This window comes from Silvibacterium sp. (assembly GCF_047605705.1).
GTDB lineage: Bacteria > Acidobacteriota > Terriglobia > Terriglobales > Acidobacteriaceae > Silvibacterium.
Genome location: NZ_JASGFD010000023.1, coordinates 25,497 through 41,129, shown reverse-complemented (window position 1 = coordinate 41,129; position 15,633 = coordinate 25,497). Strand labels below are relative to the sequence as shown.

The window sequence follows — 15,633 nt, the reverse complement described above, 5'->3', positions numbered from 1 at the left end:
CGTCTTACCTCAATCAGAAAATCGTTAACATGTGCTCGAGATGGAGCAGGCGGCCCATTCAAGCCTGCAGCTGGCTTGAGTGGGGAAGTACAGCTCTTTATGCAGGCCACTTCCAGCCGGGTACCCCATGTCTCGCTCTTGAGACATCGGGAGACAGATCCTTCACGCCGCAATCCCATCCGCAAACGCACGAATCTCGCGCTGTCCGTACTGCGCGAGGAAAGCCTTCATCTTTTTGAGGAACGCGGGCGTCGCCGTCTCCGGCACCCGGCGCAGCCAGTAGAGCGCGCCCACCAGGTCGCCTTCGGCAATCAGAAAACGCGCGTAGTTGAACTGCCCGCGAAAGTCTCCGCCCACGGCGGATTTGCGATAAAGTTCGCGCGCCATGGCGCGATCCTGCCGCACCACCCAGCCGTCCTCATAAAATCCGCCCAGCAGGTTGATCGACTTCACATGTTCAAGATCGGCTGCCCGGCGCAGCCAGTGGTACGCCTGTTCGCGATCCTGCGGCACGCCCTCGCCCAGCGTCAGCAGAGACGCGAGGTTGTACATGCCCCAGTCCAGCCCGCGCTCGGCGGCCACGCGAAACCACTTCGCCGCCAGCGTCGCATTGCGCGCAATGCCCCAGCCCTGCTCCAGGCACCGGCCCACCATGTTGATGGCCATCAGGTCGCCGCCCCGCGCCGCGCGCTCGAACCAGTGCAGCGCCGCCGCGGGATTGCGCTCCACGTGCTTTCCATCGAGCAGCATCTGCCCATAAATCACCTGTGCCTGGGACACGCCGCGAACCGCCGCGGCATGCACCAGGTCATAGGATTGCTCTTCTGTGAATACTTCTGTTTCTGCTTGTTGCATGGCGATGGCTAGAACTTCACGTTGAAGGCGAGCGTGCCCTGCCGGCCCGGCGCCATCAGTGCGTAGTGCGTCGCATAGGCCTGCTGGTAGTAGAGCTTGTCGCCCACGTTCTGCACGTTCAGCTGCAGGTTCAGGTGCTTGTTGAACTCGTAGTCGCCGTAGATATCCTCGCGGACATAGCCCGGCACCCACTTGTTGTTCGACTGGCTGCCCCACACCATCGTCATGCCATAGATGCCGCCGCCGGCGTGCAGCTTGCGCAGCACCTGGTAGTTGCTGGTGATGGCCACACCGTGCTTCGGCGTGTTCGGCATCGCATCGCCGTTGGCCAGCCCGCTCGCCGCGCCCGCGCCACCCGCGTTGGTCAGGATCGCATCGAGATACGTGTAGCCGCCCGTCAGCTCCCACTTGCGCGTGATGTTGCCGCTCAGTGTGAGCTCGCCGCCCAGCGTGCGATCCGTGCCGGCTGCGTCGATGGTGCCGTCCGCCTCCGTGATGCGCACGTTCTGAATATCCATGCGGAAGAGATCGGCATGCAGCAGCGCGTGTCCGTGCGCCACTTCGCGCTTCACACCCACTTCCTCTTCGCGGATCTTCTCCGGCTGCAGGTTCGCGTTGATCTGGCTGGTCAAGGCCGAGGTGTCCTGGCCCTGCGCCAGCGAGTTGCCGGTCGGGATCGCCGCCGTGCTCACCGTCGCGTAGAAGCTGGTCTCCGCGTCCGGCTTGTAGATCAGGCTGCCCAGGTAGTTCACCAGATTGTTGTCGACGAAATACTTCGCGCGTACTCCCGCAACTGCCGCGGCCTGGTACTGCGAGCTGTAATCGTCGTAGCGAATGCCGAGCGTGCTCTGGAAGTGCTTGTTGAAGACCACCGTATCGAAGGCATAGACCGACTTCTCCACCGACTTTGACTTGGTGGGGTTGTGGTTCAGCACGATCGTGCCGAAATCCCACCACGGATCACGCATGTTCGGCGCAAAGAGATACGTGCAGTTGTAGCCGGTCGCCGCGCCCACGCCGTTCGGGCAGGTCTCTGCGTTGTTCGAGAAGTTCTTGTCGTTGATCGTGTAAGAGTCGTTGTTGCCGCGCTCCTGCGAGAACTCAAAACCGGCCGCGTACGTGTGCTTGATCGATCCCGTCTTGAACTGGCCGGAGAGATCGGTTTGGTCGTCGGCCGTGAACGTCGTGCTCACGCGATCGTTCGGGCGGCGGAAGACGTAGCCGTAGTAGATGTTGCCCTGGCTGTCGTCCGGCAGCGTCCAGATGTAGTCCTGCGTGGTGGCCTCGTAGCGGAAGCTGTTGCGCAGCAGGCTGCTCGAGTGCCACAGGTCGCGCTCCACGCGTCCCGTGCCCGTCTTGTTCTTTTCCTTGTCGTGATCGCGATCGATCAGGCCATAGAAGAAGTTGCGATGCGGAATCTTCACCGGCTCGCCGTTGCCCGTCTGCAGAATGCGCGGACCGGGATCGACCGTCGGCACCGTCGTCGGGTTGTTGTACGGAATGCCCGAGTCCGGAATGTTGTTGCTGATCAGGTGGTAGTAGTCGAGATACGCACGCGTCGGTCCGCCCAGGCCGATCGCCAGGCTCGGCGCCACGCCCCAGCGATTGTCATGCACGCCGTCGCGGCCGGCCACGTCCTGGTTATGCCACACGCCCGCAAGGCGGCCCGTCACCAGGCGGCCCATCTTCAGGTTGCTGTCCACCGTGCCGCGCTCGTAGTCCGAGGTGCCGGGAACGAAGCTGCCTGCGATGAAGTTGTCGCGGCGCGGCAGCTTGCTGTTCATGTTGATGCTGCCGCCGGCCGTGCCGCGCCCGCCATAGGCGCCGCCCGGGCCCTCGGCCACTTCAATGCTGTCCACGTCGAAGATCTCGCGCGACTGTGCCGCAATGTCCTGGATGCCGTCGATGTACGTGCTCGCCTGCGTGTCCATGCCGCGGATGAACGGACGGTCGCCCAATGGCGTGCCGCCTTCTCCCGCGCCGAAGGTGATGCCCGGCACCGTGCGCAGCGCGTCCATCAGCGTGGTCGACGCCGTGTTCTGCAGTGTCTGCTGGTCGATCACCGTGATCGTCTGCGGCAGATCCTGCAGCGGCGCCGTGTACTTGATCGACGAGGCAGCCTGGCCGTTCACCTGCACCGAGGTGGCGTCGCTGCCGAGATAGAGGTTGATGCGCCCCTCGTCCCGCATGCGCGCCGAAACACCGGTGCCCGCCAGAGCCCGCGTCAGCGCCTCCTGCAGCGTGAACACGCCGGTCACACCCGGCGACTGGATCTGGTTGATCGACTCCTTGGCCACCGAGAAGGGAATACCCGTCTCCTTTTCGATCGCCGCCAGCACATCCTTCAGCGGGCCCGGCTGAACCTGGAAGTGGTGTACTGTCTCGCCCGGCTTAGCCTGCCCGTTCGCATCCGGCGCCGGAGCCTTGCCCGCCTCGGGCGCATCCTTCATCTCGTTCACGGCTGCTGCCGCGTCCGTACTATGCGCCGCAAGACCGGCCAGCGCCAGCGCCGCCACGGCAAACAGCGAGCTCCGCTTCGAGCGTGTCTGCGCTCCGGACTCCGCACGTCCTTCGCTCTCTTCCATGCGGACGGTCGCGCCGCGCCACACGGGAAAATCCTTGCCATCGATAGAAGAGCTACAGATGCCTTCGGTCAAACTCCTGCTGCCTGGTGCCTTTGTCACGATCGGTCTCCTGAATACTGGTACTGCCTGAACAACGGTGAAAAGAACGGTTCATCCGATCTGCCGGCTTATGAGCCGTACATCTCGACAGGCGAAGCCTTCCGTGCCTCCAGAGCGTGACCCTGGACGATATGCGACCATTGTGGTCCTATTTTGAGGCGCAAAAAGGAGCCGGAACTGCCAGCGGCAGCTTCTGCCTCGCCCGGGTGTCTGGGTGTCTGGGTGATTGGCTTACGTTGCAATATCCGACATCTTCAGTCGGATATTTGAAGAGATCATACAACAAAACCCGTGGGGATCGTTATCACGGATGGAAGCGCTGTTTTTCGAGTATTTGTCGCAGTTCGCGGCTTGCGCACTGTCGGCAGCTTCAAAATAAGACAACTTTAGTCCGATATCAAGCAAAAAATCCGCTGCCTCGTTTGTCCATGCCTGCGCGCTCTGTGTGGCGACCGCTTGCGCATGGCAAAGAACACACGCAGCTGCACGCACACTCTGTGCTCTCTCTGGTGAAAGGATGCGATACAGCACAATGCGGCAACCAAAACACTGTCATTCCGACCGGAGCGAAGCGGAGTGGAGGAACCTGCGGTTCTCCTCGAACCAGCGAGGATAGGGGTGCTCCATTCAAGCTTCGCCTGGTGGGTGCTACGCATCTCTCAGCTATCGAAAACACTGTCATTCCGACCGGAGCGAAGTGGAGTGGAGGAACCTGCGGTTCTCCTCAATCCGCGAGGATGCACGCGAGCCCTCGCAAACGCACGCATGCTAACCTGAAACCGTGAAGCCTTTCCGCCAGATCGCCTGTTGTACTGCCTGTTGCGGCTGTGTCCAGTCGTGTCTGGCAGGGGAGTGCGCGCAAGGCTGACGCGGAGATTCCGCGGTTCATCCATCCACCCATCGCCGGATCCCGGCCGATGGGTTTTTCTATTTGCGGTCCTGCCCCACGCGGTACCGAAACATGCGAACCACGCAAGCGGGAGCTGAATCAAATTGCAATTGAATCGGTTACAAATATCCCGGCGATCCTTTCTCGCCTCCTCTGCCGCGGCCTGCATCGCCGGCCTGGCGCAGGCAAAAACCGGGGGCCGGAAGAAGCGTCCCAATATCGTCTTTATCCTCGCCGACGACATGGGCTATGCCGACACCAGCGTCTACGGCCAGAAGAAATTCCGCACGCCGAATATCGACAAGCTCGCCGCCGATGGCCTGCGCTTCATCGATGCCTATGCCGGCGCTCCCGTCTGCGCGCCCTCGCGCAGCGCGCTGATGACCGGGCAGAACACCGGCCACACTCGCGTCCGCGACAATTTTGCGCTCGCCGCCGGCCACGTCGGTTACAAAGGCAAGCAGGAGATTCGCCGCGCCAGCCTCACCACCGAAGACAAGACGGTTGCCGATTATCTGAAGGCCGCGGGCTATCGCACCGGCCTCGCCGGAAAATGGCACCTTGACGGTTACGATCCCGCCGCGGTACCCAACCGCCATGGCTTCGACTGGTTCCGCGGATGGCTCACGCAGACCGGCACCACGCAGGGCTACTATCCCACGCAGTGGTACCACAACGAGGAGCTGATCGATGTGCCCGAGAACGCGAACGACAAACGCGGTCTCTACGAAACCTTTCTCGTCACCGACGACTCGCTCGACTTTCTCCGCGAGAGCGCGAAGGACGACAAGCCGTTCTTCCTCTACGTCGCTTACTCCGCGCCGCACAGCCCGTATCAGGCGCCCGACTTCGGCTCCTACGCAAACGAGCCGTGGGATGACGACGAGAAGACCTACGCCGCGATGATTGAGTATCTCGACCAGGGCGTGGGCAAGCTGGTGAGCTCGCTCAAGGAGCTCGGTCTCGAAGAGGATACGGTCGTCTTCTTCGCCTCCGACAACGGCCCGCGCTCCGAGCCAACACCGCAGCAGACCAAGGTCGTGAACTTCTTCGACTCGCACGGCATCCTTCAGGGCTACAAGCGCGATATGTACGAGGGCGGCATCCGCGATCCGCTCATCGTGCGCTGGCCCGGCAAGGTCGCCGCAGGCAGCACGACAGTGAGCCCGACTTACTTCCCGGACTTCCTGCCGACGGCGCTTGCGCTCGCAGGCGCGCCGCCCGAGGCTACCGATGGCGTGAGCATCGTGCCCGTGCTGCGCAACCCGAAGAGCACGGCGCTCGACGATCGCCTCATGTACTGGGAGTTCTACGAGCCCGTCTACCGCCAGGCTGCGCGCTGGGGCAAGTGGAAGGCCGTGCGCCTCAAGCGGGATGCGCCGCTCGAGCTCTACGACCTCTCCGTCGATCCCTCGGAGGAGCACAACATCGCAGCCCAGCATCCCGACATCGTGAAGCGCCTCGATGACTACACGCGCCAGTCGCACCACGAGTCGCCGGAGTATCCCGGCACGCTCGAGCCGACAGCCTCGGGACAGCCATAATGCTGCACGTGTGAAGCAAAAGGAAGCGGGGAGGCATAAACCTCCCCGCTCTTTTTTGGGCAAAAGCAAGAAAACGGGTGGCCCATTCAAGCCCGCAGTTGGCTTGGGCAACCATCGGGATCCTGCGAACCCACGTCTCAAAGTCGAGACGTGGGGCACCCGGGTTCTTTCCTTAACAAACACAAACTGTCATCCCGACCGAAGCGAACGAAGTGAGCGCAGCGGAGGGACCTGCGTTTCTCTCTCGATCCGTGAGGATGATGCTCCCCCACTCAAGCCAACAACGGGCTTGAATGGGCCACCATCAACGGTGTTTCTATCTGAGCCCTGACTCACTGCACCACGAGCGCCTTCGGCGCCGCATGCACCTGCCGTCCGCTTGCGGAGTAGAGCTTTTTCGCGTGCCACGGATGCAGCCCCTTCAGGCACGCCACCACGCCTTCGGCATTCAGCATGCCGCCCTGCGCATTGTTGTGCGTGTGGTCGTTGGGGAAGAGCGGCGCCAGCTGCTGCTGGCCGATCTTCTCGAGCCGGTCGGCCATCAGGTCGGTGAGATCGAGAAACGGGATGTGCTCCTGTGCGGCGATCTGCCGGTCCCACTGGTTGAAGTCGCCCATCACGCGTTCGATGTGGCCGTCGGTCCAGATGTTCCGCACCGTCACGCCCACCAGCACAGGATGCGCGCCGCGGCTCTTCGCATCGTCCACCATGCGCCGCACATACCAGCCGTAGGTGTGCACCGTCTCCTGCGTATGATCGGCAAGCTCCACCGTCTGCGTCTCGTCGCCAAGCCCCGGCAGCGATCCGCGATACTTCGGCGCGCCCGCGGGTCCGCCGTCGTTGTGTCCGAAGGCGATCAGCACCCAGTCGCCGCTGTGCAGGCCGTCGAGCACATGCTGCCACAGCTGTTCGTGATAAAAAGTGCGGCTGCTGCTGCCGGCCTTGGCGTGGTTCTCCACCTTCACCTGCTGCGCGTCGAAGAGCGAAGGAAGCGACTGTCCCCATCCGCCATTCCACTGGTTGTTGGCTGTCGAGTCGCCGGCCACCCACAGCGTGCGCGGCGTGGTGTTGTGGTCTTCGGCCAGCGCGGTTTTGTGCATCGCGATGAGGACGAGCAACAGCGCCGGCATCATCAGCAGGCGGGAGAGGATGATCGAGCGGGAGCGGGAAATCATCAGGAAATACGCTGCCTTTCTGCATTGCAAACGAGGAATCAGGCGGTCATCCGGCGAGGAACCGGGTTGTCAGTGAGCCTCTCACACCGCGAAAGCCCAGCGCAAACAGGAGCGCTTCCGTTGCCGTCAGGGCACAGCGACCCGCGCCAATCGCGCCGTGGTATCGATTCCGCGTTGACGCTGCGGCGGCAGGGATAGTAAAAGCGAAGTATGGCCTGCTGCTCCTGTTCCGGTTGTTGTTGTCGCGTCCCCACGCACGCGGGTATCCGATAGAGCGCCGTCTTTTGCCATCTGGCTGTTCGATCCGTGTCGTGATCACCCGTTCTCCGCTCAGCGCAGACGGGTTTTCTTTTTGCACGCATGGAGTCATCCCGCACCGTTAGCCGCAAGGGAGCCGGCACGCTCTCTTTGCATGAGGTCCGCATGAATCGTCGTCACTTCCTCGGCATGGCGTCGTCTGCCGTCGCCGCAGGCACGCTCGCCAGCTCTCCTCTCGCCGCAGCGCAGACAGGCACGCAGAAGTCCGGAGCCGGCAACGCCGGCAGCCGTCCCAACTTCCTCTTCTTCATCGCCGACGACCTCATGTTTCGCACCATCGGCACCCTCAACAATCCCGAGGTGCACACGCCGAATATCGATCGCCTCCTCGCACGCGGATGCGCCTTCACCCACTGCTTCCATCAGGGCTCATGGACGGGCGCCGTCTGCGTGGCCAGCCGCACCATGCTGAACACCGGCCTCACCACCTTCAAGGCGCACGCCATCACCAATGAGAATCAGGCGGGCGACGTGGCCACCTGGGGACAGACGCTTCGCGGCGGAGGCTACGACACCTACATCACCGGCAAGTGGCATCTCGATGCGGTCTTCCTGCAGCGCTCCTTTGCCGAGCAGGGTCCGGTCGGCCCCGGCTACCTGCCGTCGACCAACGACATGTACAACCGCCCCGCGCCCGGCAATCACTGGGACCCGGCGAACGAACAGCTCAAGGGCCACTGGCTCATGACCAGCCTCGTCGAGAATGAGAAGCCCGGCAAAATCGAGCACTCCAGCTCCGTCTATGCCGATGCTGCCGTCGAGCACCTCACCACGAAGGTTGCCCATCGCGACACGCCCTTCTTCATGTATGTCGGCTTCAACGCGCCGCACGATCCCCGCCAGGCCCCGCAGGAATTCCTTGATATGTATCCCACGGACAAGATCGCGATTCCGCCGAACTTCGTCCCCGAGCATCCCTTCGACCAGGGCGAGCACAAGACCCGCGACGAGCTCCTCGCGCCCTTCCCGCGCACGCCTTTCGATGTGCAGACGCACCGCCGTGAGTATTACGCCATCATCACGCACATGGATCGCCAGATCGGCCGCATCCTCGACGCGCTCGAAGCCTCGGGCAAGGCCGACAACACCTACGTCATCCTTACCGCGGACCACGGCCTCGCCGTGGGCGAGCACGGCCTGATGGGCAAGCAAAATCAGTATGAGTGCAGCATGCGCATGCCGCTCATCCTCGCCGGTCCCGGCATCCCCAAAGGCAAGCGCGTCGACGAGATGGTTTACCAGCACTCGATGTTCGCCACCACCTGCGAGCTGGCCGGCGTTCCGGTGCCCGAGACGGTCGGCTTTCCCAGCCTCGTGCCCATGATTCATGGCGAGCCCGAGCCCATCTACGATGCGATGTTCGGCTGGCTCGAGACCCTGCAGCGCAGCGTTCGCACCAAGACGCACAAGCTCATCTACTACACCAAAATCCAGCGCTACCAGCTCTTCAACCTGGAACAGGATCCGTGGGAGATGCACGATCTCAGCAACGATCCGCAGCACGACGCGCTCAAGCTGCAGCTCGTCGCCCGTCTCCGCGCCATGCAGCAGGAGCTGGGAGACCCCATCACCGTTCCCGATCCGCCGAAGCAGTCCGCCGCGCTCGCGAGTGCGCAGGAGGCCTGTTGTGCGTAGGCCTGCATCCTTCTTCCCAGACCGGGCACACCAGTGCCCGGCTGCCAGCCAACCCCCGTTTCCACTTTGTGAGGCTTTATGTCCCAGTTTTCCCGCAGCCGCGCTTTCGCCGCCGTTGCTCTTGCAGCGCTTGCCGTCCCTTCCCTGAAGATCGCTTTCGCGCAGACCTCCACCGGCAGCCTGAGCATCGTCGTCACGGACTCCACCGGAGCCACTCTCCCGCACGCCCAGGTCTCCATCGTCGGTACTGACACCGGCGCCGTCGTCCGCTCCCTTGAGTCCAACGATCACGGCATCGCCGAAGTCCCCTCCCTTCAGCCCGGCCGCTACAACGCCGACATCACCGCATCCGGCTTCGAGTCCGTCCATCGCGATGCCGTCGTCGTCTCCACCGGCGAAGCGGTAAGCCTCACCATTGCGCTGCCCGTTGGCCACTCCGAGCAGGTTGTCACCGTCAGCGGCGATGCCCCACTGCTTGAGACCAAGTCGGACACCATCGCGCAGGTCGTCTCCTCGCGCACGCTCACCGATCTGCCTATCCAGGGCCGCAACTACCTTACCGCCGGTGACTACATCCCCGGCACCACGCCGGAGGCCGCGGGCCGCGATCTCACCTTCGTCGCCTATGGCAACTCCGGTCTGCAGAACGCCTTCCTGCTCGACGGCGCGCGCAATGTGAACGACCTTCGCGGCCTTGATAACGATGCGCGCGACATGGTTCGCCCGCCCATCGACGCACTGCAGGAGTTCACCGTCCAAACCAGCAACTTCTCCGCCGAGTTCGGAGCCTCGGCCGGCGCGGTCGTGAATGCGATCACCAAGTCCGGCACGAATGAGCTGCACGGTTCGGCCTACGAGTTCATCCAGAACAACGAGCTGAACGCGATCAACTACTTCGCTACCTCGAATCCTCTGCTCGTGCTCAACCAGTACGGCGGCTCGCTCGGCGGCCCCATCCGCAAGGATCACGCGTGGCTCTTCGGTGCGTACGAGGGCTATCACGACCGCGTCGAGTCCACCTCCAGCACCACCGTGCCCACCGCGCTGCAGCGTGCCGGAGACTTCGGCACCACCGCCATCTACGACCCCAGCACCACCGCGGGCACAGGCACCACCGCCACCCGCACCGAGTTCACGAATAACACCATCCCCACCGAGCGCATCAACAGCATCGGACAGGAGTTGGTGGACTGGTATCCGCTGCCCAATGACGGCAGCAGCCTCTATCGCCGCAACGTGCCCGAGCGCGTAGACAAGCGCAATGGCGTGGTGCGCGGCGATGTGCAGCTGGGCGCGAATGACAGCGCCTTCGCCCGCTACTCGCGCGTGAATGCCGTCACCTCGCAGGATGCGACGCTGCCCGCGCCGGGACAGGACCCCGGCCAGCAGAACATCGACTCCTCCGGCGTCGGCATCGGCTACACCCGCATCTTCAGCCCCACGCTCGTCAACGATTTCCGCTTCTCGTGGACTTCAATCGCGATCAACTCGGACAGCACCGTCGCCCGCGATCCCATCATCACCGGCAGTCTCGACTCGCAGGTCGACAGCGGCACGCCCTTCTTCTCCGTCTCCAATTACGCGGAGCTCGGCTCCATGGCCGGTTGCTGCGGCAACGCCCCGCTGCGCAAGTCCTCCGGCGTGTGGGACTGGTCGGATAACATCTCGAAGTCCAGCGGCCGTCACGTTCTCAAGACCGGCGGCGAGTTCATGCTCATCCGTCCCACTACCTTTGCCGCTTCGAACGGCCGCAGCACTTTCGGCTTCGATGGCGTCTTTACGCAGAACCCCGGCGCACGCAGCACCACCGGCAATGCCGTGGCCGACCTGCTTCTCGGCGACTCCGACACGCTCACTACCGGCACTGTCGCCGACGCTGTCGAGCGCGGCTGGTTCATTGGCGGCTATGTTGCCGATCAGTGGTCGGTCACGCCCGCGCTCACGCTGAATCTCGGCGTGCGCTATGAATACGCCGCGCCGTATATCGAAACTTCAAACCACATGGGCGACTTCATCCTCGATAAGGACAGCCCGCTCTACGGTCAGCTCATCTTCTCCGGAGACAGCCGCCTGCCGCGCGGCCTCATCCACGGAGACACCAACAACATCGCTCCGCGCATCGGCTTCGCCTATCGCGTGCCGAAGATCAAGGACATGACCGTCCGCTCTTCCTACGGCATCTTCTACGCGCAGGATGAAGGCACCGGCGTCACCAATCGCATGACGGACAACCCGCCCTTCTACGGCTACGGCGCGGAGACCATCAGCAGCGATCAGCTCAATCCCTCCACCGGCTTCGAGCTGAGCTCGACGGCCTCCATCGCCCGTCCCACCGCTGTTTCCGCATCGGACTTCACGCTCGTGCCCAGCGCCACCTCCACGCTCGTCAGCTGGCCGCTGCACTTCCAGATGCCCTACGTAGAGGAGTGGAGCCTGAGCGTGCAGAAGCTGCTGCCCTGGGGCATGCTCCTTGAGGCGAACTACGTCGGCAACCGCGGCGTGCAGCTCGTCGGCCTCGGTGCGGGCAACCAACCCACCGTGCTCAACTCCACCACCGTCGCCTCGCGTCGTCCTCTCGCGGCCATCACCGATGCGCCGATCAAGACCGTCGGCAACTGGAATGCGAGCAACTACAACGGCTTCTCCGCCAAGCTTGAGAAGCGCTTCTCGCACGGCATCGGCTTCCTCAACTCCTTCACCTACGGACACGCCTTCGACATCATCAATCCCGCAATGGATCTCTGCGATACCTGCGGCGCGGGCGACACCATCCAGAACAACTACGACAAGAACGCGAACTACGGCTCGTCGGATAACGATGTGCGCCTGCGCTACGTGCTCACCGGCATCTGGGAGCTGCCCTTCGGCCGCGGCCGCGCTTATCTCAATCACTCCCGCGTCGTCTCGGCCGTTGTCGGCGGATGGGCGCTCTCGCCTGTCTACAGCTACCAGACGGGCCTGCCCTTCACGCCCAGCATGAGCTATGACGCCGCCAACGCCGGCACGCTCACGCGGCCTACGCAGCTCTGCGACGGCAACAAGAACGCGCCCCACACCACGGCGGAGTGGTTCAACACCGCGTGCTACGTCAACACCACCTCCTACACCTTCGGCAACGCAGCCCGCAACGGCCTGCGTGCGCCCGGCACCGATCAGCTCAACCTCAGCCTGCAGCGCAATTTCCCCATCACGCGCTGGCATGAATCGAATCTCAACATCCGCCTCGATGCCTTCGACGCGCTGAATCACCCCATCTTCAGCGCTCCGGACGGAGAAGTCGGCGATGCCACCTACGGCCAGATCACCTCGGCCTCCAACCCGCGCCAGCTCCAGGTCGCGGCCCGCTACACCTTCTGATGTCAAAAGACGTGAAGTGGAGGAGCCTGCAGTTCTCTCATCGCAGGAACAAACCACGGGTGCCCCATTCAAGCCCGCATTTGGCTTGAGTGGGGAAGCACCGCATCCTCGCTCGTTGAAAGAGAACTGCAGGTTCCTCCACTGCGCGAGACGAAAAGCGTCTCGCTTCGGTCGAAATGACACTTGTTTGTATGCTTTCCTTTGAGCCTGCATCGCGACCAAAGGGAGCGGAGGCCGAAGACGGATCGCCCTGCGCGCAGCAGCTATGAGGCTTATCATCAACACAAGGGAAGCACATGAGTGAAGAGAAACCCAGCTGCTGCACACCCGGCCGAGCCTCCACCCTCATCACGCTCGCGCCTGCGCCCGCTTCTGCGGCACAGGTGCCGGACAGCGCGCCGATGATCGCGCTCCCCGGTGGTCGCTTCCTCATGGGCACGGACTATCCTCACGGCTTTCCCAATGATGGTGAAGGTCCGGTCCGTCCCGTCGAGCTGTCGCCCTTCGCAATCGACACCACGCCGGTTACAAATGCGCAGTTCGCGCGCTTCGTCGAAGCCACCGGCTACGTCACCGAGGCCGAGCGCTACAACTGGTCCTTCGTCTTCTGGCTGCACCTGCCCCGCGAGCGGTTCCACGACCTCGTCGCCGACACCGCGGCTGCCGCGCCCTGGTGGTGCCAGGTCTTCGGCGCATCCTGGCGAGCGCCCGAAGGCCCTGGCTCGAATATTGATGAACGTATGAACCATCCCGTCGTGCATGTCGCGTGGACCGACGCGCAGGCCTTCGCCGCCTGGGCAGGGAAGCGGCTGCCGACCGAAGCGGAGTGGGAGTACGCCGCGCGCGGCGGCCTCGAGCAGAAGCTCTTTCCCTGGGGAGACGAGCTCACGCCCGACGGCAAACATCTTTGCAACGTATGGCAGGGCCAGTTCCCCAACCACAACACCGCCGAGGATGGCTACAGCAGCACCAGCCCCGTCGACGCCTTCCCGCCCAACGGCTACGGCTTGTACTCCTCGGCCGGCAACGTGTGGGAGTGGTGCGCGGACTGGTTCAGCCCGGCCACTGCAAGCGAGCAGGCCGCGCATCCATCGCCGAACCCGACGGGCCCTGCAAATGGCGAAGCAAAGGTGATGAAGGGCGGATCGTTCCTCTGCCACGCCTCTTATTGCAATCGCTACAGAGTCGCCGCCCGGACCTCGAACACACCCGACAGCTCGACCTCGAACATCGGCTTCCGCTGCTGCGCGCAGGGCGATCCGCCTTCGGCCTCCGCTCCCTCTGGTCGCGACTGAAGTGTGACGGCGCTCCATGCAGGCTTGCTCGCATCATTCTTGATTTGTCATTCCGGCCGAAGCGACCGCAGGGAGCGTAGTGGAGGAACCTGCGGTTCGCTTCAAGCTGCGAGGATGAGGGTGCCCCGTCCAAGCTAAGCTTGGGCGGGAGAGTACGAACTCTTTGTGCGGAGCTTTTGGGGAGTCCTCTAGCCAGGCCAGCAGAAGCTTCAGTGAACGACCTTCGCATTCCGCAAGAAGCCAGAGCCAGCTCGCGACCAAAGGGAGCGGAGGCCGAAGGCGAATCGTGCTGCGCGCAGCAGCCCATTGCAATCGCTTCCAGCCATAAATTATCCTGAAGCTACATCAAGAGTTGAGCCTGTGCGCTCAACGCCAACCTGCTCCCCGGGCAAGGTGGCGTCCTCGCTGAGGGATGTGGCCAGTTCTGGCAATCATCGGGTCCTCACGGCACATAGGTTCATCCAATGGTGGAATGACGCTCGAAAGGTGCGTTTCCCAGCATGTCCGATCACTCCCAGCAATTCGCCAGCGATAACTATGCCGGTATCTGTCCCGAGGCCTGGCAGGCCATGCAGGAGGCCAATCACGGCCATGAACCTGCTTACGGTGGCGATCTCTGGACCGCCCGCGCCGCCGATGCCTTCCGGGCCTTGTTCGAAACCGACTGCGAAGTCTTCTTCGCCTTCAACGGCACGGCCGCCAATTCGCTCGCGCTCGCCGCGCTCTGCCAGAGCTACCACTCTGTCATCTGCTCCGATGCCGCCCACGTCGAAACCGACGAATGCGGCGCGCCCGAGTTCTTCTCGAACGGCTCGAAGCTTCTGACCTCGCCCTCGATCGACGGCAAGCTCACGCCGGAAGACATCCGTTCGCTGGCCACGCGCCGCAACGACATCCATTTCCCCAAGCCGCGCGTCGTCACCATCACGCAGCCTACCGAGACCGGCCAGGTCTACACCGTCGACGAGGTCAAGGCCATCGCCGAGGCATGCCGCGAGCACAACCTGCGCCTGCACATGGATGGAGCCCGCTTCGCCAACGCCTGCGCCGCGCTCGGCTGCTCGCCTGCCGACATCACCTGGAAGGCCGGCGTCGACGTGCTCTGCTTCGGCGGCACCAAGAACGGCATGGCCGTTGGTGAAGCCATCATCTTCTTCAAGCCCGAGCAGGCCGAAGACTTCGACTACCGCTGCAAGCAGGCCGGCCAGCTCGCCTCGAAGATGCGCTATCTCTCCGCGCCCTGGGCGCGCATGCTCTCGGACGGCTCGTGGCTGCGCAACGGCGCCCACGCCAACGCCTGCGCCCGCCGCCTCGCCGAGCAGATCGCCGGCGTCCCCGGCCTCGATGTCTACTTCAAGGTCCAGGCCAACGCCGTCTTCGTGAAGCTCTCGGAAGCATCCGAGAAAGCCTTGCGTGCACGCGGCTGGCGCTTCTACACCTTCATCGGAGGCTCGGCCCGCTTCATGTTCGCGTGGGACTCGCAGTTCGAGCGCGTCGACGAGCTCGCCGCCGACCTCCGCGCCATCGCCGCCGAACACAGCGACCCACAGCTGCTCACCTCCACGCTCGGCTAAGCAACAAGCCCCGTGTCCAATGCGGACACGGGGCGTGCTGTTTCTCAAACCTACAAATGGTCATTCCGACCGAAGCGAACCGGGGTCCCCGACGCGCCTGCCGTTGGCGCGATGGGGTGAGAAGCGCAGCGGAGGAACCTGCAGTTCTCTTCAAGCAGCAAGGATAAGGGTGCCCCGTCCAAGCTCTGCTTGGGCGGGAGAACACGAACATGCATTCTCCCCATGGCCTAGGCAAGCCTGAAGTTGGCCTGAGTGGGAAGCCCGGGTGCCCCACGTCTCGCCTCTGAGACGTGGGAAATCACAGCCT

General features: G+C 63.3%; 9 protein-coding genes and 1 riboswitch. Of the genes, 5 read left to right on the top strand and 4 right to left on the bottom strand.

Translation table 11 applies throughout. The features are described from left to right. Positions 1-162 precede the first annotated feature (162 nt). The 3 genes from QM649_RS10270 to QM649_RS10260 form a co-directional block, all read right to left on the bottom strand. Positions 163-855 carry a tetratricopeptide repeat protein gene (locus QM649_RS10270; RefSeq protein ID WP_415198945.1) on the bottom strand — a complete coding sequence of 231 codons (693 nt, stop codon included), beginning with the start codon at positions 853-855 and terminating at the stop codon, positions 163-165. An 8-nt stretch (positions 856-863) separates the two neighbouring features. Then, on the bottom strand, positions 864-3,539 hold the full coding sequence (locus QM649_RS10265) for a TonB-dependent receptor domain-containing protein (protein ID WP_415198944.1): 2,676 nt from the start codon (positions 3,537-3,539) through the stop codon (positions 864-866). A gap of 231 nt (positions 3,540-3,770) precedes the next feature. Beyond that, entirely contained in the window at positions 3,771-4,031 is a 261-nt protein-coding gene (locus QM649_RS10260) for a hypothetical protein (protein WP_415198943.1), read from the bottom strand. Between the two features lie 501 nt (positions 4,032-4,532). On the opposite strand from QM649_RS10260, the gene QM649_RS10255 reads away from it, so the two are divergent. Then, complete coding sequence (locus tag QM649_RS10255; protein ID WP_415198942.1) at positions 4,533-5,972, top strand: arylsulfatase; 1,440 nt, start codon at positions 4,533-4,535, stop codon at positions 5,970-5,972. A 332-nt stretch (positions 5,973-6,304) separates the two neighbouring features. Here the strand turns inward: QM649_RS10255 and QM649_RS10250 are convergent, their stop codons facing one another. Beyond that, positions 6,305-7,147: a rhamnogalacturonan acetylesterase gene (locus tag QM649_RS10250; protein ID WP_415198941.1), complete on the bottom strand. Its 843-nt coding sequence runs from the start codon at positions 7,145-7,147 to the stop codon at positions 6,305-6,307. 423 nt (positions 7,148-7,570) lie between these two features. Between QM649_RS10250 and QM649_RS10245 the strand changes: the two genes are divergently transcribed. The 4 genes from QM649_RS10245 (at position 7,571) to QM649_RS10230 (ending at position 15,326) form a co-directional block, all read left to right on the top strand. Then, on the top strand, positions 7,571-9,100 hold the full coding sequence (locus tag QM649_RS10245; protein WP_415198940.1) for a sulfatase-like hydrolase/transferase: 1,530 nt from the start codon (positions 7,571-7,573) through the stop codon (positions 9,098-9,100). 78 nt (positions 9,101-9,178) lie between these two features. After that, a complete protein-coding gene (locus QM649_RS10240) occupies positions 9,179-12,457 on the top strand; it encodes a carboxypeptidase regulatory-like domain-containing protein (RefSeq protein WP_415198939.1) in 3,279 nt (1,092 codons plus the stop codon). Between the two features lie 296 nt (positions 12,458-12,753). Beyond that, on the top strand, positions 12,754-13,752 hold the full coding sequence (locus QM649_RS10235; RefSeq protein ID WP_415198938.1) for a formylglycine-generating enzyme family protein: 999 nt from the start codon (positions 12,754-12,756) through the stop codon (positions 13,750-13,752). Positions 13,753-14,089: 337 nt separating this feature from the next. Further along, positions 14,090-14,197, top strand: a riboswitch (SAM-I-IV-variant riboswitch). 55 nt (positions 14,198-14,252) lie between these two features. Continuing rightward, positions 14,253-15,326, top strand: coding sequence for a threonine aldolase family protein (locus QM649_RS10230; RefSeq protein ID WP_415198937.1), 1,074 nt, complete (start codon positions 14,253-14,255; stop codon positions 15,324-15,326). Positions 15,327-15,633 lie beyond the last annotated feature (307 nt).

What these genes read in the sequence shown, in the direction of transcription:
- QM649_RS10270 (WP_415198945.1), bottom strand. Translation starts at nt 855, where the DNA reads ATGCAACAAGCAGAAACAGAAGTATTCACAGAAGAGCAATCCTATGAC.
- QM649_RS10250 (WP_415198941.1), bottom strand. Translation starts at nt 7,147, where the DNA reads ATGATTTCCCGCTCCCGCTCGATCATCCTCTCCCGCCTGCTGATGATG.
- QM649_RS10245 (WP_415198940.1), top strand. Translation starts at nt 7,571, where the DNA reads ATGAATCGTCGTCACTTCCTCGGCATGGCGTCGTCTGCCGTCGCCGCA.
- QM649_RS10240 (WP_415198939.1), top strand. Translation starts at nt 9,179, where the DNA reads ATGTCCCAGTTTTCCCGCAGCCGCGCTTTCGCCGCCGTTGCTCTTGCA.
- QM649_RS10235 (WP_415198938.1), top strand. Translation starts at nt 12,754, where the DNA reads ATGAGTGAAGAGAAACCCAGCTGCTGCACACCCGGCCGAGCCTCCACC.
- QM649_RS10230 (WP_415198937.1), top strand. Translation starts at nt 14,253, where the DNA reads ATGTCCGATCACTCCCAGCAATTCGCCAGCGATAACTATGCCGGTATC.